Annotated in this window: 18 protein-coding genes; 14 read left to right on the plus strand and 4 right to left on the minus strand. The window is 55.5% G+C overall.

The window, feature by feature from the left end; translation table 11 throughout:
- Positions 1-307: 307 nt before the first annotated feature.
- The 3 genes from F1C16_RS15220 to mscL form a co-directional block, all read right to left on the minus strand.
- Positions 308-754 carry a hypothetical protein gene (locus F1C16_RS15220; RefSeq protein WP_185281477.1) on the minus strand — a complete coding sequence of 149 codons (447 nt, stop codon included), beginning with the start codon at positions 752-754 and terminating at the stop codon, positions 308-310.
- Positions 755-848: 94 nt separating this feature from the next.
- Positions 849-1,778: a DUF3078 domain-containing protein gene (locus F1C16_RS15225; protein ID WP_185281478.1), complete on the minus strand. Its 930-nt coding sequence runs from the start codon at positions 1,776-1,778 to the stop codon at positions 849-851.
- Between the two features lie 133 nt (positions 1,779-1,911).
- Complete coding sequence (mscL, locus tag F1C16_RS15230; RefSeq protein WP_185281480.1) at positions 1,912-2,337, minus strand: large-conductance mechanosensitive channel protein MscL; 426 nt, start codon at positions 2,335-2,337, stop codon at positions 1,912-1,914.
- 208 nt (positions 2,338-2,545) lie between these two features.
- Here mscL and F1C16_RS15235 point away from each other — a divergent pair, with 208 nt between their 5' ends.
- The 7 genes from F1C16_RS15235 (at position 2,546) to F1C16_RS15265 (ending at position 10,601) form a co-directional block, all read left to right on the plus strand.
- The gene (locus tag F1C16_RS15235) at positions 2,546-3,337 is read left to right on the plus strand and encodes an enoyl-CoA hydratase/isomerase family protein (RefSeq protein ID WP_185281481.1); all 792 of its coding nucleotides are present in this window, start codon (positions 2,546-2,548) and stop codon (positions 3,335-3,337) included.
- 127 nt (positions 3,338-3,464) lie between these two features.
- Positions 3,465-4,967, plus strand: a complete 1,503-nt coding sequence (locus F1C16_RS15240; RefSeq protein ID WP_185281482.1) for an oligosaccharide flippase family protein — start codon at positions 3,465-3,467, stop codon at positions 4,965-4,967.
- Positions 4,968-5,030: 63 nt separating this feature from the next.
- Entirely contained in the window at positions 5,031-5,465 is a 435-nt protein-coding gene (gene dut, locus F1C16_RS15245) for a dUTP diphosphatase (RefSeq protein ID WP_185281483.1), read from the plus strand.
- A gap of 82 nt (positions 5,466-5,547) precedes the next feature.
- A complete protein-coding gene (locus tag F1C16_RS15250) occupies positions 5,548-6,561 on the plus strand; it encodes a sugar phosphate nucleotidyltransferase (protein WP_185281484.1) in 1,014 nt (337 codons plus the stop codon).
- A gap of 111 nt (positions 6,562-6,672) precedes the next feature.
- Positions 6,673-8,484: a tetratricopeptide repeat protein gene (locus tag F1C16_RS15255; protein ID WP_185281485.1), complete on the plus strand. Its 1,812-nt coding sequence runs from the start codon at positions 6,673-6,675 to the stop codon at positions 8,482-8,484.
- A 13-nt stretch (positions 8,485-8,497) separates the two neighbouring features.
- Positions 8,498-9,250 carry a DUF4292 domain-containing protein gene (locus F1C16_RS15260; protein WP_185281486.1) on the plus strand — a complete coding sequence of 251 codons (753 nt, stop codon included), beginning with the start codon at positions 8,498-8,500 and terminating at the stop codon, positions 9,248-9,250.
- A gap of 127 nt (positions 9,251-9,377) precedes the next feature.
- Positions 9,378-10,601, plus strand: coding sequence for a murein hydrolase activator EnvC (locus F1C16_RS15265; protein ID WP_258048928.1), 1,224 nt, complete (start codon positions 9,378-9,380; stop codon positions 10,599-10,601).
- A gap of 267 nt (positions 10,602-10,868) precedes the next feature.
- Here the strand turns inward: F1C16_RS15265 and F1C16_RS15270 are convergent, their stop codons facing one another.
- A complete protein-coding gene (locus F1C16_RS15270; RefSeq protein WP_185281487.1) occupies positions 10,869-11,810 on the minus strand; it encodes a GAF domain-containing DNA-binding protein in 942 nt (313 codons plus the stop codon).
- 322 nt (positions 11,811-12,132) lie between these two features.
- Between F1C16_RS15270 and F1C16_RS15275 the strand changes: the two genes are divergently transcribed.
- The 7 genes from F1C16_RS15275 to ruvA all read left to right on the plus strand — a co-directional run bounded on the left by F1C16_RS15275 (position 12,133) and on the right by ruvA (position 20,097).
- The gene (locus F1C16_RS15275; protein WP_185281488.1) at positions 12,133-12,417 is read left to right on the plus strand and encodes a twin-arginine translocase TatA/TatE family subunit; all 285 of its coding nucleotides are present in this window, start codon (positions 12,133-12,135) and stop codon (positions 12,415-12,417) included.
- A 9-nt stretch (positions 12,418-12,426) separates the two neighbouring features.
- Positions 12,427-12,810, plus strand: a complete 384-nt coding sequence (locus F1C16_RS23230; protein ID WP_185281489.1) for a twin-arginine translocase TatA/TatE family subunit — start codon at positions 12,427-12,429, stop codon at positions 12,808-12,810.
- 136 nt (positions 12,811-12,946) lie between these two features.
- Positions 12,947-14,386 carry an Asp-tRNA(Asn)/Glu-tRNA(Gln) amidotransferase subunit GatA gene (gene gatA / locus F1C16_RS15285; RefSeq protein ID WP_185281490.1) on the plus strand — a complete coding sequence of 480 codons (1,440 nt, stop codon included), beginning with the start codon at positions 12,947-12,949 and terminating at the stop codon, positions 14,384-14,386.
- Positions 14,386-16,395 carry a LysM peptidoglycan-binding domain-containing protein gene (locus tag F1C16_RS15290; RefSeq protein ID WP_185281491.1) on the plus strand — a complete coding sequence of 670 codons (2,010 nt, stop codon included), beginning with the start codon at positions 14,386-14,388 and terminating at the stop codon, positions 16,393-16,395. The genes gatA and F1C16_RS15290 overlap by 1 nt, the downstream gene beginning before the upstream one ends.
- A 188-nt stretch (positions 16,396-16,583) precedes the next feature.
- Positions 16,584-18,866: an NADP-dependent malic enzyme gene (locus tag F1C16_RS15295; protein WP_185281492.1), complete on the plus strand. Its 2,283-nt coding sequence runs from the start codon at positions 16,584-16,586 to the stop codon at positions 18,864-18,866.
- A gap of 96 nt (positions 18,867-18,962) precedes the next feature.
- The gene (locus F1C16_RS15300; protein ID WP_185281493.1) at positions 18,963-19,358 is read left to right on the plus strand and encodes a hypothetical protein; all 396 of its coding nucleotides are present in this window, start codon (positions 18,963-18,965) and stop codon (positions 19,356-19,358) included.
- A gap of 133 nt (positions 19,359-19,491) precedes the next feature.
- Complete coding sequence (gene ruvA, locus F1C16_RS15305; RefSeq protein ID WP_185281494.1) at positions 19,492-20,097, plus strand: Holliday junction branch migration protein RuvA; 606 nt, start codon at positions 19,492-19,494, stop codon at positions 20,095-20,097.
- The last annotated feature ends 21 nt before the right edge of the window (positions 20,098-20,118 follow it).

The following is a 20,118-nucleotide window of genomic DNA, read 5'->3' on the forward strand; positions in this document are numbered from 1 at the left end:
GTACACGAAATGCTGTAGTAGCATATCCACTATACACTAAGCCACTATTGAATCTATTCAGGAAGTCAAGAGATTGACGGTCATGCTGAACCTATCGAAGCATCTCGCGTGCTGACAAAGGATAGTATCCCACATCAGCACGCGAGATACTTCAACAGGCTCAGCATGACGGCCTGATGAACAGCTTCATTGGCTTTGCGTTAATAACGTTGATATTTCATACTCCATATCCCTGTTTTTTTTGCCAAAAAAGCCCCTACCACTTCTGTGTGGTAGGGGCTTTCAATTAGGGTGTTTCTGCTCCTAATTAAAAGAACAAAAATCTTTTCTTATGCTTGTGCTTCAGCGGTTTGCCTTTGGGGTCGATGCCGGGAGCAGCGTGGGTCTGGCCGCGTTTCTGGCGTAGCGAGCCTACGTTTTTGGTTTTGAATTTTTTGACGGTAAAACCACCGTTGCGCGAATCGTATTGGCGGGCAGAGCTACTGCCACGGCTGAAGCTGGTATTGGAACCCATACCCGAACGAGCTTCCAGAATTTCCATCTGTTTATCGCGCTTGGCCTCATCGGAATTCATGCTCATACGTTGCTGCATACGGGCAATCTCTGCATCGGAAGCCTTCTTTTTGCCACTACGCCGGGTAGCGGGCTCATCGCTAACCAACGATTTGCGGGTAGCCAGTGTGGCCTGAGCAATGGCTTGCTGAGCCAAGGACGTGAGGAGCAACAAGCTTAGGCAGACAAAAAAGTGCTTCATGCAGCAGCGTATTAAGGGACTATGGGCGGCAAGCAACTAAGATACCGCTTTTTGATTGGTACGACAACCCCTACCTTCTCACTTTAGTTCAGCCCTAGAACTTGTAAGTCAGGCCAATACCTAAGGTTTCTTTGAACTGAATACGACGCCCTTTTTCGCCCGTAGTGCCATCACCAATGGGTACGGGAATATCGTCGTCGTACATCAGAATAGTGGCTACGTTGGCGCTGATAAACTTGTTGACTTTGCAATCAAGCAGATTGGTCCAGTATACATCAACGTTTTGCGGGTTGTGGAAGTAGTTACTGAATAGTTCCAGCCGGGTTTGGTAGGAAACGTTGGGTAGAATGGTTTTCACCATTCGGGCATTCATATACCCCCCCACCTCGGCCCGAAACAGCTTGCCGGTTCCGCGCACCAGGCGTCCATCGGCGTCGCGGCGCGCACCCTGCACCCCAAAGGCGCCGTAATCAGCCAGGCGCTGGCTATTGACCACCGTAAACTTGCCGGTAGCGGGCGATAATAGGACGGAGATGTACTCAACCGGCTTGTACTCCCAGCCTGCCGACGCCAGAATGTACGCGGGCGCGAAAAATCGGGAAGTCAGCGAATCACGAATTTCATTGGACTTGGTAGGAGTGAGTTGAGTTTTGATATTGACTTGCGTAGCATACGACCACTTGTTGGAATACTGCCGGGCGTAGCGAATGTTCATTTCCAGCCGGTCGTCGCTTTTGCGCATCTTGGCCGGGCCAGCCTTCAACAATCCATACACCAAATCGACAGCTGCGGCGAAGGTGTGTTTCTCACCCCGAAAATGCGCGTACACGTTGCCAATGCCCAACAATGACAGGGAGCTTTGCCCACCGGCCGCCCAATTGTTGAGACTTACCTGGCTGAGATTAATGGAACCGGCGCCACCGCGCCGCCAGCCGCGGGCCGTGTCGATTTCAGTGGCCAGCTTGTAGGGTTCAAGGGCAATGCGGCGCGGCATGGTCTGCGCCTGGCCGATAGTCGGTAACAAAAGCAGCAGTAAGAGGACAACTCGGAGGACAAAGGACAAAACAGGACGGAAACAAACTATCATATACACAAAGCAGCCGGTGTACAAGCCTTACGAGCTTGGTAACCGGCTGCTCAGTAGACCACTCTCGCCGCTATGCGCGGCTACGCAAGGCGTCGCGAATTTCGGTAAGTAATATTTCTTCTTTGCTCGGCGTTGGGTCCGGCTTCACTTCTACCACAGTGGGTGCTTTAAATCGATTGGCAAAGCGGACAATCAGAAACACGCAGAACGCAATGATAAAAAAGTAGATAACGGCATTCAAAAACAGGCCCACATTTACGGTAGCCGCCTTGGCTGCCTTAGCTGCTTCCAGATTGGCGTAGCTTTTCCCATCCAACGGAATGTACCACTCCTTGAAATCTATATCGCCCGTAGCCAGACTGATAATCGGCATGATGATGTCCTCGGTCAGTGAAGTGACGATCTTACCGAAGGCGGCGCCAATGATGACACCGACTGCCAGATCCAGCACGTTGCCTTTCGCTACGAACGTTTTAAACTCAGAGAAGAAACCCATGTAGCCTATTGTTTTGGTGAATAAATGAACAGGAATAGCACAAAGTAAATATAATTTTCAATATATCTTTTCATTTATAATTCAGTATCAATTGGTTGCCTAACCGATTTCGGGTTATTGCGGACCCGCAGGCCGGACGAAACAGGCCCCGCGCTTTTACTTTATCTTTGCCCGCTCGACTTTTGATCTTCTATTTTGTTACGGCTCTATGGTTCCTCTTTTTCATAATCTGTTGCTGCAACAGGATTCCGTTTCCGGCATCCTGCGCATTACTTTGAACCGCCCTACCAAGCTGAACGCGCTGAACGCGGCTACTATTGAGGAAATCCGCCAAGCCATGCAGTATGCCCTGGATGCGCAAGCAGTGCGCGGCATCATTCTGACGGGTAGCGGCGACAAAGCCTTTGTGGCCGGCGCCGATATTGCCGAGTTGGCCGAGTTGAACGAGATAGTAGGGCGCCGTATGGCCGAGAAGGGCCAGGAGGTATTTTGCCTGATTGAGGAAAGCTCCAAGCCGGTTATTGCCGCTGTGAATGGCTTTGCGCTGGGTGGCGGCTGCGAGCTGGCCATGGCCTGCCATCTGCGTGTGGCCTCCGAAAACGCCCGCTTCGGGCAGCCCGAAGCCAACCTGGGCCTGATTCCGGGGTACGGTGGTACGCAACGGCTGGCCCAGCTCATCGGCAAAGGCAAAGCGCTGGAATTGCTGATGACCACCGACCAAGTAAAAGCCGATGAAGCGCTACGACTGGGTCTCGTGAACCATGTGGTGCCGCTGGCGGAGCTGCTACCCTTCTGCGAGCAGTTGCTGGGCAAGATTCTGAGCAAAGCGCCGCTGGCCATCGGCATGATCATCGACTGCGTGAATGCGGCCTACGACCAAGAGCGCCACGGCTACCAGACGGAGGCCAACCTCTTTGGCCGTTGCTGCGGCTCCGCCGATTTCCGCGAGGGTACCCAGGCCTTTCTGGAAAAGCGCCCGGCAGCATTCACGGGTGAGTAAGTAGTGAGATGGTGAGCTCGACGTTCTGCGAGTACTACTGGCGCAGTGCGCGCAAGTTGCGCAGATAATACGTCAAATTCACCATCTCACTATTTGCTCTCTATTTCATCATTTACCATTTCACTCCGTGAGTATAGCTAAAAAGCTGGCGGGCCAGACGGCCGTGTACGGCGTGAGTAGTATTGTAGGGCGGGTACTGAATACGCTGCTGGTACCCGTGTATACAGCCCGGTTTGTGGCAGCGCAGTATGGCATTGTCACGGGGTTGTTTGCCTACGTATCGTTCCTGAATGTGGTATTCACCTACGGCATGGAAACCACGTTTTTCCGGTTTGCCAACCGCCCCGGCACCGACCGCCAAGAGCTGTACGACCGTGTGATGACGCTGCTACTGCTCACCAGCGCCGTATTTACGGTAGGGTTGGCTTTGCTGGCCCGGCCCCTGATGAGCCTGCTTTCCCTCCCCCCCGGCCACGAGCGGTACGCCATCTGGATAGCCTGTATTCTGGGCCTGGATGCCGTAGCGGCCATTCCATTTGCCAGGCTACGGTTGGAGAACAAGGCGAAGAAGTTTGCGGCTATCCGATTGGCTAACATCCTGTTGAACATCGGGTTGAACCTGTTTTTCATTGTGTTCTGCCCCGATGTGCTGGCCGGGAAATACCTAACGGCCTTGCAGCCGTTGGTGGCCCGCCTCTACGACCCCACGGTGGGGGTAGGATACGTGTTCATTTCCAACCTGGCAGCCAGCGCTTTCACGCTGGTATTGCTGTACCGGGAGCTGCTCGATATTCGCCCACGCCTGAACCTGGAGCCGTTGCGGCCGTTGCTCCGCTACGCCTACCCCATTATGCTGATGGGCCTGGCTGGTATGGTGAACGAAACGCTGGACCGCATTCTGCTGCCTAAGTGGCTTCCAGAAGGCTTCTACCCCGGCCAGGATAGCTTGGCAGCAGTAGGTATCTACGGCGCCTGCTATAAAATTGCTGTTTTGATGAGCTTGGTTATTCAGGCGTTTAAATACGCGGCCGAGCCCTTTTTCTTTGCGCAGAGCACCGAAAAAAACTCACCCCGCACGTTTGCCTTGGTGCTCAAGTGGTTCACGCTGTGCTGCGCCGTGCTGTTCGTTGCCGTAAGCGTGAACGTGGACTTAGTAGCGCGGGTGTTTCTGCGCAGTCCCGAATACCTGCAAGGCTTGAGCGTGGTGCCGGTGCTGCTGCTGGCCAACCTGTTTTTGGGCGTATACTGGAACCTCTCGGTGTGGTTCAAACTCACCGACAAAACCTACTACGGCACCTATATAGGATTTGCTGGCGCTGTACTTACCATCGTCCTCAACTTCCTACTCATTCCGGTGCTGGGGTATATGGGCTCGGCCATTGCCACGCTGGCCTGTTATTTTATGATGGCGGCGCTATGCTGGTGGCTCGGCGAACGGCACTTTCCGGTGCCCTACCCTGTGGTGCGGCTGCTTACGTGGTTGCTGGTGGCTTGCGGGGTAGTAGCTGTTAGTTGGTGGCTACCCTTATCGGGTACCTGGAGTGGACATGCTTTTCACGCGCTACTCACGCTAGCCTTCATTGGGCTGATTGTGCTGATTGAGAAACCGCAACGCGCACTAGGTAGGTAACTGTTAAATGTTCTTTCGGGATGAGGTTCTGGCTTCTTGCCCCTACCCTCCTACCTTTGCCCGATGCAGATTCCCGTTATCAACCGCTCTCACCATCCTCTACCTGCCTACCAAACAGCACACGCCGCTGGCCTCGACGTGCGGGCTAATCTTACGGAACCCGTGACGCTACGACCTTTGCAACGCGCCCTTATCCCGACTGGCTTGTTTGTGGCCCTACCCGTGGGCTACGAAATGCAGGTGCGGCCCCGCAGTGGCCTGGCCTACAAGCACGGCATTGGCATCGTGAACAGCCCCGGCACCATTGATGCCGACTACCGGGGCGAAATTCAGGTGCTACTGGTGAATCTCTCCGACGCGGATTTCGTAGTGCAGGACGGCGAGCGAATTGCACAGCTAGTAGTAGCCCGCCATGAGGTAATTGACTGGGAACCTACCGAAGAGCTAAGCGAAACAGCCCGCGGCACGGGCGGCTACGGCAGTACTGGCAGTCATTAACCAACCGCAACAAGCTTTTCCCCGTTTCTATATAATATAGAGCACTTATTACCCACTTTTAACACTCCTACTCAGGAAGGATATGAAAATCATCGTCCCGATGGCTGGCATGGGCAAACGCATGCGCCCCCACACCCTCACTGTTCCTAAACCCCTAATTCCGATTGCGGGCAAGCCCATTGTGCAGCGCCTCGTGGAGGACATTGCCCAGGTGTGCAACGAGCCGGTGGACGAAGTAGCCTTCATTATTGGCCGGGCTTTCGGCAAAGAGGTGGAGAGCAACCTGCAAAAAATTGCTGAGTCGGTAGGTGCAAAAGCAACTATCGTGTATCAGGATGAGGCCCTAGGAACTGCCCACGCTATTCTGTGCGCTAAGGAGTCGCTGACCGGCCCGCTGGTAGTGGCCTTTGCTGATACGCTGTTTAAGGCTGATTTCAAGTTGGACTCGTCGGCTGCTGGTACCATCTGGGTGCAAAAGGTAGACGACCCCAAGCCCTTTGGCGTGGTGAAGCTGGACGACAGTGGTGAGATTACCGACTTCGTGGAGAAGCCTGAGGAATTCGTTTCTGACCTGGCCATCATCGGCATCTACTACTTCCAGGACGGCGCCTACCTGCGCGAGGAACTACAATACCTGCTCGACAACGACATCAAGGACAAAGGCGAGTACCAACTCACCAATGCCCTCGAAAATATGAAAAACAAGGGTACCAAGTTTGTGCCCGGCCGCGTAACCGAGTGGCTTGACTGCGGCAACAAGGATGCAACCGTCTTCACCAACCAGCGCTACCTCGAATACTTGCAGGAGCGCGGCGAGAAACTGGTAGCCGACTCGGCCAAAATCACGAACTCGGTGATAATTGAGCCCGTGTACATTGGCGAAAACGCTGTGGTGACCGACTCGGTGGTGGGTCCACACGTATCGTTGGGTGAGGGTAGCAACGTGCGCAACTCGGTGCTGACCAACTCTATCGTGCAGAAATCAGCCTCGGTACTGCACGCCAATATCACCAACTCGATGGTAGGCAACAACGCCACCGTCGTAAGCGCCCCCGCCGATTTGAGCCTAGGTGACTTTAACACCCTGCGGGTGTGATATTTTTCTGCGTTTTGACGTTAGCAATAGCGCGGTCCTGACGGGCCGTGCTATTTCTTTTGTTATTTTGTTGATGCGCCGGGCAGTCCGGCCGGTTTATTTCCTCTCTGTATGCCTCAACTATCCGCTTTCTTGCTGCTGATGCTGGGGCTACTAGTGGCCGGCAGCACCATGGCACAACAATCCACGGAGACAGACACTGGCCTGACGCCGGCCAAGGAGCGCAAGCTCAGCCGCCGCGAGCGGAAGGAGTTGGCCCACCGGGTGGCCCTAGAAAATGCCCAGCAGAACTCGCGTGAGCCTTCGTCGCGGGAACGGGAGCAAAGCGAGGCATACTTTGTGGACGGGGTGCGCTACGCCTTGCTCGAAGACTACTCCAAGGCCATGGAGCGGCTGCTGAAAGCGTATGCGCTCAGCCCCAACAATGCGGCCATTAGCTATAAAATTGCTGAGGTGAATATGCTTACGGGCAACCTCAAGGAGGCCACCAACTTTGCGCAGGCCGCCGTGCGCCTCGACCCCAAAAACACCTATTATTACCTATTGCTGGCTCAGACGTACACCACCCAAAAGCAGTATGACCAGGCAGCAAAGGTGTATACCAGCCTAATTCGGGATGTACCCGATTCAAACTATTACCTGTTCAACCTAGCCGACTTGTACTTGGCGCAGGGTAAGCTGCAAGAAGCGCTGACTACCTACGACCAAGCCGAGAAGGAATTTGGCTCCACAGATGAGGTAGCGTTCAAGAAGCAGCAGATTTATCTGAAGCAGAACAATCTGGATAAGGCGTTGCAGGAAGGCGAAACGCTGATTGCCTCCAACCCCGAAGACATTCGGTACGTGCTGGCGCAGGCCCAGATGTATGTGACCAACAACCGCCTACCCGACGCATTGCGCGTTACCCAACAGGCGTTGCGCCAAGCCCCCGACAACCCACAGGCCCGCATGATCTTGGCCGATGTGTACCGCTTGCAGGGCAAAAAGGCCGAGTCGGTGGAGCAACTGAAGCTAGCGTTCGGTAATCCGGCGATGGACATAGACTCAAAAGTCCGCATCCTGATTGAATACGTTCGACAGTTGCCTAATCCAGACCTCACCCAAATAGTGCTGGACCTGGCGGAGCTAACCACGAAAGCGCACCCTCAGGAAGCCAAGGCCTTTGCCATGGCTGGCGATGTACAGACCATTATTGAGCACAGGCAGGATGCCCGCGCTTCCTACCTGCGCGCTATTCAGCTTGACAACTCCAAGTTTCAGATTTGGCAGCAAGTGGTGTTGCTGGATGCTGAGCTAAACCAGTCCGATTCGTTGCTGGTGCACACCGAGCAGGCGCTGGAACTGTTTCCTAACCAAGCACCGCTCTGGTTCTACAATGGGGTAGGGCACGTGCTGAAAAAGCAGCCCGCCCAGGCTATCAAGTCGCTGGAGTATGGCCGTAAGCTTACGACCGACAACCCCGAGCTACAGGCGCAGTTCAATACGCAGTTGGGCGATGTATACCACGAGCTGAAAGACTACCCCAAGTCGGATGCCGCGTATGAGGCAGCGCTCAGCGTTGACGCCAACAATGCCCAGGCCCTGAACAATTACAGCTACTATCTCTCCCTACGAGGCGAGAAGCTGGACAAGGCTAAGCAAATGGCTGGCCGGTTGGTAAAGCAGTCTCCCGATAACCCTACCTACCTCGACACGTACGCTTGGGTGCTGTATAAGCTGAAAGACTACACCGGCGCCCGCCAAGCGCTAGAAAACGCCCTGAAACACAGTTCCGATGGTACGCTGCTAGAACATTACGGCGACGTGCTGTTTCAGCTACAGCAGCCTACGCAGGCCGTAGCGGCCTGGGAGCGCGCCAAACAAGCCGGCGACGCCTCGGCCCTGATTGACCGTAAGATCAAAGAAAAGAAGCTTTATGAGTAAGTACCCCGGCGTTTTGCTGCTCCTTGTTCTGCTTGTGTTGGGCAGCTGTCAGCGCAAGCTAACGCCTACTGCTACCAACAATCCGGCTACCACGGCCACGCCAATCAACCCAGAAATCAAGGTAGAGAATATCGATTTCCGCTACCTCGCTGCCAAAGGCAAGGCCCAGGTAGACATGCCTTCGCTGAAGCAGACGGTGAATATCAACGTGCGCATGCGCAAGGACAGCATTATCTGGATGTCGTTGGGCCTAGCTGGCTTTGAGGGCGTACGCGCCCGCATCACCCGCGATTCTATTCAGATTATGAACAAGTTGCAGCGGGAGTATTACGCCGGCAACTTTGCCTACCTGAAGCAGCAGTTTAATGTAGAGGTAACCTTCGAGCAGCTACAGGCGCTGCTGCTGGGTAACTACCTGCCCGCACCGGCCGGCGTAACGCCTACCGTCGTTACCGAAGGCCCGCAGCAGCGGGTAGAGTATGCCCAATCGGGCCTGCTGCTTAAGCAACTGATTGAGCTGAGCCGGCAACGCGTGAAGGAGCTAACAGTGACCGACCCCAACTCGCAGAACAGCTACATGGTGAACTACACCGATTTTCAGGCCCTAGCCGGTACGCAGCAACAGTTCGCCTACTCCACACTGGTGCAGGTGAAGCAGGGTAGTGGCGCTTCTACGCTATCCATCAATTACCGCAACGTGGACCTGGACAAAGAGCGCCTGTCTTTCCCCTTCTCCGTACCTTCGGGCTACACGCGAAAAAATTAACAGCGTGAAGGGAACGTTGCGTTTTTACATTTTACTCTGTACTGCCTTCCTGTTACTCCTGAGTGGACCTTTTACTCAGGCACAACAGCGTAAGCGTCCTACCACTCGTACCAAAAGCAAAGCGCAGTTGGAACGGGAACGACGCACTACGCTGCGGCGCATCAAAGAAACCAGCCGCATCCTGGCTCAAACTCAAGAGAAAAAGCAGGCTTCTATTGGGCAACTGAATGCGCTGAAGGAAAAGCTCACCGTACAGCAGGGCGTAATTCGCAACATTTCCACGGAGCTGAAAACCGTGGAAATGGACGTGCGCCAGACTGAAGGCCAAGTGCAGCAAACCCAGCAAAGCCTGGAGCAGTTGCGCGCCGAATACGCCCGCATGATTTACGCGGCCTCCAAAACGGCGAATAGCTACAACCGCATCATGCTCCTGTTTGCGGCCGATTCGTTCAATAGCTTTTTGCGCCGCCTGCGCTACGTGCGGCAGTATTCTGAAGTGCGGCAGGCCCAGGCCGCCCAGATCAGTGCCACTCAGCAGAAGCTCAGCCGCCAGTTGACGAACCTTAATGAGCAGCGTCAGCAGAAAAGTACACTACTTTCCAATCAGCTCACGGAGAAAAAGAACCTTATTAGTCTTAAAACGCAGCAGGATCAGGTAGTAACCAAGCTCAGCCAGCAAGAAGAAAAGCTGGGCCAAGAGCTGGCCCGCCGCCAGCAAGCCGTGCAGCGCCTCGACAACCTGATTGCCCAACGGGTACGCGAAGAAATTGCCCGGGCGGCCCGCGCCGCTGCCGCTGCTCGTGCCGCCCGAGCCAATGCGGCCCGTAGCGGGGTGCGAGGTGGTGCGGGTGGCACCTCGCGCACCAGTGCCGCCGAGGAAGATGCCGCCGCCAGCCGGGTAAACCGCGTGACGCTTACCCCCGAAACGGCCGCCCTCTCCTCTTCCTTTGCCGACAACCAAGGCCGCCTGCTGTGGCCTGTGGCACGCGGCTTCATCTCCCAGCACTTTGGCCGCCACGCGCACCCGGTGCTCAAAAACGTAGTAGTAGAAAACCGCGGCGTAGATATCCAGACGAATGCCGGTGAGCCAGTGCGGGCTATTTTCGACGGTAAAGTACTCACGGTATCCAGCGTGCCAGGCATGAACAACATTGTCATGATCCAGCATGGCGAATATTTCACCGTGTATGCCAAGCTACGCTCCGTGAGCGTACAAGAAGGCCAGGTAGTGAAGGCCCGTGCAACTATTGGCACCGTACAAACCAACTCGGAGGGCACCTCGGAAGTGCAATTTCAGCTGTGGCGCAACAGTGCCAATCTCAACCCAGAAAATTGGCTGGGCCGCAAATAGTGCTAGGTGAAGTAGCGCAGCAAAACCTACAGAACAAAAAAAACACCGTATACAATACGGTGTCTTTCCGAGCTATGAAAACAAACTTAGCTATCAATATTCCAACTCCAGAACATAGCCTGCTCCTTTGTTAAGTCTTAGATAACTACCGGAAAGTTATCTAATTCTCAATAAGTATATCTTTCTTTTTCGCTGAAGCAACAGTTTCGCTCGGTAAAGTCACGAATTACGGCCGCTGAATAAAAGCTATGCTATTCAGAAACGGTACTATATCAAGTTCAGCCGGTTGAGAAGTGCCGCCTTGTAAGAGTTGCCGATGGGCAACGACAACGTAGTGGTCTTGCTGGTCTCAAACAAAGCGGTGTCGGTTTCAATGGCAATAATGCGGCCTAGACACACAATGTACTTGCGGTGAATACGGGCAAAGTCCCGATTAGGCAGCCGGCTTTCCAGTTCTTTCATCGTGCTGTATACCGTAAGTCGCTCTCGATCAGTATAAATATTCACGTAATCGCCCAGGGCCTCTACGTAGGTGATGTCGGCTGTAACCACGCGCACCAGCTTTTGCTCCTGCCGCACGAATATTTCTGTGTACTGCTCTTCCGCCGCCGCTGTATCGGGCTTATTGGTACTTGGGCGTAGCAGTTCAAACAGCTGCGTTTTTTCCTTTTCTAATTGCAGCCGGGCCCTGCGCAGCTCTAGGTGCGCTACTACCTCGCGGGCTAATATGCGTAGCGCTTCGCGCTGCTGCTCGTTCAGCCGGCGCGGTACCATATCGATGGCGCATAGACTACCCAAGGGGTAGCCCTCGGGCGAAAGCAAAGGAGCGCCTACATAAAAGCGCACTTTCTGCTTGCCAACTACTAGCGGGTTGTATTGAAAATCAACGTCATTCGCGGCATCTTCTACCTCCAGCAAATCTTCTGACAGCATCACATAGTTGCAGAAGGCAATGTCGCGCGGCAGATTGTGCAGGCCCTCCCCTCCTACCTCCGCCTTCACACTCTGCCGATCGGCGCCAATGAACGATATGAGAGCGATTGGCGTATCACAGATATAGGCCGTGAGCTTTGCCAAGTCGTCGAAAGCCTGTTCTTTGGGCGTATCCAGAATTTGATAGTTGCGCAGTATTTCTAACCGCGTAGCCTCCCGGCTGCCAGAGTCATTTGAAATCAGTGAGGATTGACTCTTATATGATTTTTTTGTCATTAGCGTGCAGATAAACTACTGAATTGCATGCGCTGGTAAAAGATTAGTAAGATAGAGGGGCAACGAAGATATCAGTTGATCAATGGATTGCCGGGCGGTAATCGTTGAACTATGATATTAGCACGGCAGAAGCTGGATTTTTAGCGCTCAACTTTTTACCTTACTTTCTACCGAACAGGATTAGCCTGCATCGACTCCAACAGGAAAACTACTGGTTATCGGAACTGATTTGCGAATTATCGGGTACCTTTACCAATCCTAAACCATAGCCAGTTGCGTAGCTATAGTTTTACCACCCCAAACTGGCCTTGCGGCCTCGCCCATGCTCTTAACCGCGCTGTTTCTGGCTATTGCCCCCCGCACGATCATATTCATTATCTTCGTGCTTGTCATCTTTTTTGGTGCAAAACGCATTCCTGAATTGTTCCGTGGCCTAGGTCAGGGAGTGAAGGAATTTAAGGATGCTTCGAAGGAGGAGCGTCCCGAGTACCGCGACCAGCAGCAACCCCAGCAGCCTCACTACGGTAACCAGCAGCCTACTCAGCCGCCCTACCGCGACCAGCCAGCGCCGCCTACCAATCAGAATCCAACTCAACCCCGTTACTAACCTACTGCAATGAATACGCCTCTTTTCTTATTCCTGGGAGACCTGGGAGGTGGTGAGATAATGCTCATCATGGTGGTTATCCTCATTTTCTTCGGCGCCAATAAGATTCCTGAGTTGGCGCGGGGCCTGGGCAAAGGCATTCGGGAGTTCAAAGACGCTTCGTCGGAGATTCGCAACGAAATCGAGAATTCCGGCCGTCCCAACCATAATCAATCGTACCAGCAGCCACAGCAGCCGTACCAACAGCCTTATGCTTCAGCTCCTGGCGCTCCAGCTCATACCGACTCGGTGCCAGTGCCTCCTACCACGGTAGCACCGCCCATGGATGGTGGTGTGGCTATGCCGGCTCCGCAGCCAGAGCATACATCTAACCGCCTCGATCAGACTTCCTAAGTCGTCGTTTCAAAGTAAAACCGTACTTTAGTTGTCAGGAAGTAGCGGTCTGTTCTTTATGCAAGCCTACAAAGCTCGCCAGCAACAGACCGTTATTTCCTGACAATTTCTTTTTTCACTTCACTGACCCAGCGATTTGAAACGTTTTAACTCCCTCACGGAAGTTCGTCGCGAGCTGACGGCAGGCACTACCACCTGTCGTCAGCTCGTCGAGTATTATTTGGATAACATCCAGCAAAAGCAACACCTGAACGCCTTCCTGGAAGTGTGGCCCGAAGAGGCCCGCGCTCAGGCCGATGCCGTGGACGCCAAGCTGCAAGCTGGCACGGCTGGCAAGCTGGCCGGTATGGTAATTGGCCTGAAAGACGTGCTGGCCTACAAAGACCACGCGTTGCAGAGCAGCAGCCACATTCTGGATGGGTTCCGCTCCTTGTTCACTGGCACGGCCGTACAGCGTTTGCTGGATGAAGACGCTATTCTGATTGGTCGCCAGAACTGCGACGAGTTTGCTATGGGCGCCTCCAACGAGACATCCTACTTTGGCCCCGTGCGCAATGAACTAGACACTGACCGGGTGTCCGGTGGGTCGTCGGGCGGGTCGGCGGTGGCAGTACAGGCCGATTTGTGTCTAGCCTCTATTGGCTCCGACACGGGCGGCTCAGTGCGGCAGCCGGCGGCGTTTTGCGGTGTGGTGGGTTTCAAGCCTACTTACTCGCGCATCTCGCGCTATGGACTGATTGCCTACGCTTCCTCGTTCGACCAGATTGGTACGCTCACGCGCTCCGTGGAAGATGCGGCGCTGCTGTTGGAAGTGATGGCCGGAGCCGACAATTTTGACAGCACCGTGAGCCACCACCCGGTGCCAACGTACAGCCAGCAGCTGGAGCCGGCGGCGCAATACCGCATCGGCTACATCAAGGACTGTCTGGAGCGGCCGGGCTTGAACGAGGAAATTAAGGCGGCCACGGAAGAAGCGCTGGACTTGCTCCGCAGCCAGGGCCACGTGGTAGAAGCCGTGGACTTTCCCTACCTCGATTACATTGTTCCTACCTACTACATCCTGACCACTGCTGAGGCCAGCTCCAACCTGAGCCGATACGATGGCGTGAAGTTTGGCTACCGTGCCCCGGACGCTACGGATCTGGAATCGCTTTACAAGAAAACCCGCGCCCAGGGCTTTGGCCCAGAAGTGCAGCGCCGGATTCTGTTGGGCACCTTTGTGTTGTCGGCTGACTACTACGATGCGTACTACACCAAAGCCCAGCAGGTGCGTCGCCTGATCAAGGAGAAGACCGATGAACTGCTACGCCAGTACGATTTCCTGGTGCTGCCTACTACCCCTACCACGGCGTTCCACATTGGCGACGTGAATAAGGATACGTTGGCGATGTACTTGGCCGACATTTTCACGGTGCAGGCGTCGTTGGCTGGGGTACCGGCTATTTCAGTACCGGCGGGCACCGACAGCGAGGGGCTACCCATTGGTTTGCAACTGTTGGCTGGGGCATTCCGCGAGGAACACCTGCTGGCTTTTGCCAATTCGATTACTGAGTCTTTAACACCCGCGTTGCCCTGATGAAGAAGCTGTCGTTGTGGAAGCGGGTAGCCGCACCGGGGTTGTTATTTCTGGCTTTTGGAAGGATGGGAACGGCACAAACGCTGCCCGCCCCGCCCATTGGCTCGCTCCCGCTTCCCGATGATACCGTGCAGGTGAACCTGCTGGCCCTACCCCCCGATTCGCTGGTAGCGGCGCCCGTCGACTCCGTGAAGCTGCTGTGGGCCCAAACGCCCCCTGAGCTGCGCGACCTGGTGGGCGACCGGGTAGGCTGCATTGAAACCGACATGCCGCACGTGTTCAACAACTCGGTGCTAGCCTACGTCAACTTTTTCACCCAACGCAACCGCGCTTACACGCAACGCGTGCTGGAACGGGAGAATATGTACTTCCCGATTTTTGAGAAGTACTTGGCGAAATACGACTTACCCAACGACCTGAAATACCTGGCTGTCGTCGAATCTGCCTTGATTCCGACGGCCAAATCCAGGGTAGGCGCTACCGGCTTGTGGCAGTTTATGGGCCCTACCGCCAGCGACTGGCGCCTCGTGCGCGACGAATGGGTAGACGAGCGCATGAGCCCCGAGAAGGCCACCGAAGCAGCCTGCAAATATCTGCGCGCCCTCTACGGCGTCTTTCACGACTGGGAGTTGGTGTTGGCTTCGTATAACTGGGGGGTAGGCAACGTGCAGCGCGTGATACGCCGCACGGGCAAGAAGAACTTCTGGGACCTATACCCCTACATGCCGAAGGAAACGCGCAACTACGTTCCTACCTTCACGGCCATCATGTATACCATGAAGTACGCGCGGGAGCACCAGCTGCACTCGTCCGAGCTTCGCTACCAGTACGCTGAGCCGCTCGACACGCTGCACTTGCGCGGTAAAGCCTTCGACCTGCGCCGCCTCAGCCAAGCAGTGGGCTTGTCCGATTCGTTGGCGTTGCTGCGGTATAACCCGGAAATCAAGCGGGCGTATTTGCCGTCGGGGTATCGTTCCTACGTTATTCAGGTACCCTCGGCGCTCCGGGCCCAGCTAGTTAACGTTGATCGGTCTACGCTGTTTGCCTACTGCCAGCCGCTGCGAGAGTTGCCGCAGCCCTTAGTGCCCCTACCACCGCACATGGCCGGCGCGCCTGCTACCCCGGCTATGCTGGCTGCCGCCGCGCCACCACCTGAAGCCCCGCGCCTGCAACGCAAGGTGCACACGGTGCGCCGGGGCCAGACTATTGCTACTGTGGCCCGCAACTACGGTGTCTCACAAAGCCAATTGCGACGCTGGAACAAGCTGAGCAGCCGCCAGCAGACGTTGCGGACGCAGCAGAAATTAGTGCTATTTGTGCCAACACCCGCCGAAAAACAGCCTACTCCTACCCCAACTTATGCAAAGGTAGCGGCCCAGGTACCGGAGGCCCTACCCACCGTAGCATCGGCGCGGCGGGCAGACGGCACGGTCGTGACGCCGGTAGCGGTAATGAAACCAGTTGCGCCAGCGGCAGCTATTGCCACCGCAACGGTAACTCCTACCCGGTCCGCTGCCCGACGCACGGAGGCCCCTACCCCTACCCATCAGGAACACCCTACCGCAGTACCCGAAACGTCCCCAGTAGCAGTAGCATCAATAGCGCCTGCGGACACGGCTGCTACCTTGTACACTGTACGGCGCGGCGACAATCTTAGCAAGATTGCCCAGCGCCACGATGTGACGGTGGCACAGTTGATGGATTGGAACCCATCGGCTTCCAGCCACTTGATGCCGGGGCAAAAGCTGACGCTCTACGTGGCGCAGGCCGATGAAGAAACTCCGGCAGCTCCGGTGCTAACCGCTGCGGCTCATAAGCCAGTGCCCCGCTCAAAGCCCGCTGCTCCCACCCTTTTGCCGCCCCGTACCTACCTGGTACAGCCCGGCGACACGCTCTATAACATTTCGCGCCGCTACCAAGGCGTGACGGTGGAGCAACTACGCCGGTTGAACCATCTGAAATCGGATGCCGTGAAGCCGGGCCAGAAGCTGATTGTGGAAACCAGTTAAAGCACGTCATTTCCAACATTCTGCTTGATGCGCAGAATGTTGGAAATGCCAGGCATTACCCTACCCTACGCCCCGGGCCTACCGCCTGGGGCGCTTTTCTTTCCGGTGGCGCCTACCTTTGCCGGCCACTAGCTTACCTTTGCCCCTCAGTCGCACCCACGACTTTTGCCACCCACCTTTCTTACCTCATGCTGAAAATCAACAAACAAGACGCCCTCAACTACCACTCCCAGGAGCCTGCCGGTAAGATTGAGGTAGTGCCCACCAAGCCCGTTAGTACGCAGTCTGACTTGGCGCTGGCCTACTCGCCGGGGGTAGCCGAACCGTGTTTGGCCATTGCCGCCAACCCCGATGATGTGTATAAATACACCGCGAAGGGCAATCTGGTGGCCGTTATCAGCAACGGCACGGCGGTGCTGGGCCTGGGCAACATTGGCCCTGAGGCCAGCAAGCCAGTGATGGAGGGTAAGGGCGTGTTGTTCAAAAAGTTCGCGGGTATTGATTGCTTCGATATTGAGATTGATGCCACGGACCCCGACGAATTCATTCGCATTGTGAAGGCCCTGGAGCCTACCTTCGGCGGCATCAACCTAGAGGACATTAAGGCGCCCGAATGCTTCCGCATCGAAATGGCCCTGCGTGAGCAGATGAACATCCCGCTGATGCACGACGACCAGCACGGTACGGCCATCATCACCTCGGCCGCCCTGCTGAATGCGTTGGAGTTGGTAGGAAAGAAAATCGACGAAGTACAACTGGTGGTGAGCGGCGCCGGCGCGGCCGCTGTGTCATGCCTACGGCTGTACTTGGAGTTGGGTGTGAAGTTGGAGAACGTGGTAGTGTTCGACAAAGACGGCGTTATCAATCCCCAGCGCACCGATCTGGCTGATATGCAGATGCGCTTTGCTACCCAGCGGCCCGTCACGACGCTGGCCGAGGCCATGCGCGGCGCCGATGTGTTCCTGGGCCTATCGGCGGCCAACGTGCTGCCGGCTGAGCTGCTGCTGACAATGGCCGACAATCCCATTGTGTTTGCCCTGGCTAATCCGAACCCGGAAATCGACTACGACTTGGCCATGGCTACTCGGCCGGACATCATTATGGCCACGGGCCGCTCCGACCATCCCAACCAGGTGAACAACGTATTGGGCTTCCCCTACATTTTCCGGGGGGCGCTGGACGTGCGGGCCACGGAAATCAACGAAGCCATGAAGCTGGCTGCCGTACGCGCCCTGGCCGACCTGGCGAAGGACGTAGTGCCCGACCTCGTGAACAAAGCCTACGGCGACAACACGTTGGCCTTCGGACGCACCTACCTGATTCCCAAGCCACTAGATCCACGCCTGATTACCACTGTATCGCCGGCCGTAGCAAAAGCCGCCATGGAAAGCGGCGTGGCCCGCCGCCAGATTACGGATTGGTTTGTCTACGAAGACGAGCTGCGCGGCCGCTTAGGCGTGAGCCAGAAGCTACTGAACCGCGTGACGTCGGCGGCCAAATCCAACCCCAAGCGGGTGGTGTTTGCCGAGGGCGACAACTACAAAATCCTCAAAGCCGCCCAAACGCTGGTGGATGAGGGCATTGCCAAGCCCGTTTTGCTGGGCAACCGCCAGAAGCTGGAAGAAATTGCCCGCGCCAACAACCTGGACCTTGCCGGCTGCGAAATCATCGACAACATCCAGGAAAAGGCGACCCGCGAGGAGTTTGCGCAGCTGTTGTTTCAGAAGCGCCAGCGCAAGGGCATCACGCTCTACGAGTCGCAGCGCCTGATGCGCGAACGGAACTACTACGGCTCGATGATGCTGGAAACCGGCCAAGCCGACGCGTTTATTACGGGTTTGACTAAGGACTACAGCAAGTCGATTCAACCTGCGTTGCGCGTGATTGGGGTGGATGAGAGCGTGAAGCGCGTGGCTGGTATGTACATCATCCAGCACAAGCGCGGGCCGTTCTTCTTCGCCGATACCACCGTGAACATCGACCCCACGGCCGAAGAAATGGTAGACATCATTGGCCTAGCGGCGCGCACGGTGCGCTTCTTCGACAACGAGCCCCACATTGCGGTGCTCAGCTACTCCAACTTCGGCTCCAACCCTGGCCCCATTCCCGATAAGTCGCGCCGGGCAACAGAGTTGGCCAAGCAGCGCTACCCCGACCTGATCCTGGATGGTGAGATGCAGGCCAATACTGCCCTGAATCCGCAGTTGTTGCAGGAGCAGTACCCGTTCTCGGAACTGGCTAAGTATGGGGGAGCCAACACACTGATCTTCCCGACGGTACTAGCCGGCAACATTGCTTATAAGGTAATGCAGGAGCTGGGCGGCGCCGAGGTAATTGGGCCGGTGCTGATGGGTATGCGCAAACCGGTGCACATTCTGCAATTGGGCGCCTCGGTGCGCGAGATTGTGAACATCACGGCCATAGCCGTGGCCGATGCACAGCAGCTGGCGAAGGGTAGGCAGCAGCTATAGGTAGCAGCACAGGCACCGGCTTATTAATTTTTCGATAGCTTGATAAAAATTGATAAGCCGGTGCCTTTTATAAGAGGTTTCGCTGTTTGCTGCTTATTGCTGCTATGCCTGAACAGCTGCCGGCAAGCTCTCGCCGATCCGCAGGCCGATGTACGGGCCATTATCGGCGCGGTAGTGACCAATCCGCAGCTCTGGAATTTCGCGCGGCCTCATGCTGAGCAGCAAGGCTTCATTTCCGTTCGATTTTCGAATCCTGTAGTCTACAACCGCCGGTTTATCCCAATCGACAATTTCGAGCTGCCAGGGCGCTACCCGGTGCGGTGGTTGAATGTGCCCCCTACTGAGCCGTTGTTATCCATAGAAGCTTTTTCCATTGACGACAAGCAGGCGGCTATTTTACTCCGAATGCCAGTGCAGGGCGTAGTAGCTACTTTTTACCTCACCAAACAAGAAACCTGGGCCATCTGGCACGCGGAAGTAAGCGAGAATTAAAGAATGCACTCGGCACAACCCAGGGCCCTCATTTCCTTTCGCCGGGGATAGATTACGTGTCCAAACGTGTTTATCCGTAGCTTTCCACTCACAGAGAAGCACTTTCTGTTTCTAGCTCATCCTACCCTCTGCTATGATTGCCTATATCGACGGCACGCTTGCCTATAAAGACCCTACCCTCGCCATTCTCGACGTGCACGGCATTGGCTACGAAGTGAAGATTTCGCTGGCTACTTACTCCAAGCTGCCCACCGAGAACGAAAAGGCAAAATTGTATACTTATCAGCACATCAAGGAAGACGCCAACACACTCTACGGCTTTCTGGACCCCAACGAAAAGGCGCTATTTATGCACTTAATTTCGGTGTCGGGCATTGGGCCGGGCACGGGCATTGTGATGGTGAGCAGCATGAGCGTGGGCGAAATTCGGCACGCCATTGTGAGCGAGGACGTGCGTTCCATCCAGAGTATCAAGGGAGTTGGCCCGAAAACTGCCCAGCGGGTGGTGCTGGAGCTGAAAGACCGGTTGCGGAAGGATGAGTTGTTGGCCAAAGCCGGCGTGGATACCGTGCCGCTGGCCAAGGCACACAATACCAACCGCTCCGAAGCGTTAGCGGCTTTGGTGACTCTGGGCTTTGCGCGGACGGCGGCAGAAAAGGCGTTGGATACTATCCAGCACAAGCACGGCAACGAGCTGAGCATAGAGGAATTGATTAAGTTTGCTCTTAAGACCCATTAGCGTTCTTCCCGGCCGTGCGGC

It is taken from the genome of Hymenobacter sp. NBH84 (genome assembly GCF_014217645.1).
Classification (GTDB): Bacteria; Bacteroidota; Bacteroidia; order Cytophagales; family Hymenobacteraceae; genus Hymenobacter; species Hymenobacter profundi.

Bases quoted from the DNA above. Each gene is read 5' to 3' on its own strand.
- F1C16_RS15220 (WP_185281477.1), bottom strand. From the start codon at position 754: ATGAAGCACTTTTTTGTCTGCCTAAGCTTGTTGCTCCTCACGTCCTTG.
- mscL (WP_185281480.1), bottom strand. From the start codon at position 2,337: ATGGGTTTCTTCTCTGAGTTTAAAACGTTCGTAGCGAAAGGCAACGTG.
- F1C16_RS15235 (WP_185281481.1), top strand. From the start codon at position 2,546: ATGGTTCCTCTTTTTCATAATCTGTTGCTGCAACAGGATTCCGTTTCC.
- dut (WP_185281483.1), top strand. From the start codon at position 5,031: ATGCAGATTCCCGTTATCAACCGCTCTCACCATCCTCTACCTGCCTAC.
- F1C16_RS15250 (WP_185281484.1), top strand. From the start codon at position 5,548: ATGAAAATCATCGTCCCGATGGCTGGCATGGGCAAACGCATGCGCCCC.
- F1C16_RS15255 (WP_185281485.1), top strand. From the start codon at position 6,673: ATGCCTCAACTATCCGCTTTCTTGCTGCTGATGCTGGGGCTACTAGTG.
- F1C16_RS15270 (WP_185281487.1), bottom strand. From the start codon at position 11,810: ATGACAAAAAAATCATATAAGAGTCAATCCTCACTGATTTCAAATGAC.
- F1C16_RS15275 (WP_185281488.1), top strand. From the start codon at position 12,133: ATGCTCTTAACCGCGCTGTTTCTGGCTATTGCCCCCCGCACGATCATA.
- F1C16_RS23230 (WP_185281489.1), top strand. From the start codon at position 12,427: ATGAATACGCCTCTTTTCTTATTCCTGGGAGACCTGGGAGGTGGTGAG.
- F1C16_RS15290 (WP_185281491.1), top strand. From the start codon at position 14,386: ATGAAGAAGCTGTCGTTGTGGAAGCGGGTAGCCGCACCGGGGTTGTTA.
- F1C16_RS15295 (WP_185281492.1), top strand. From the start codon at position 16,584: ATGCTGAAAATCAACAAACAAGACGCCCTCAACTACCACTCCCAGGAG.
- ruvA (WP_185281494.1), top strand. From the start codon at position 19,492: ATGATTGCCTATATCGACGGCACGCTTGCCTATAAAGACCCTACCCTC.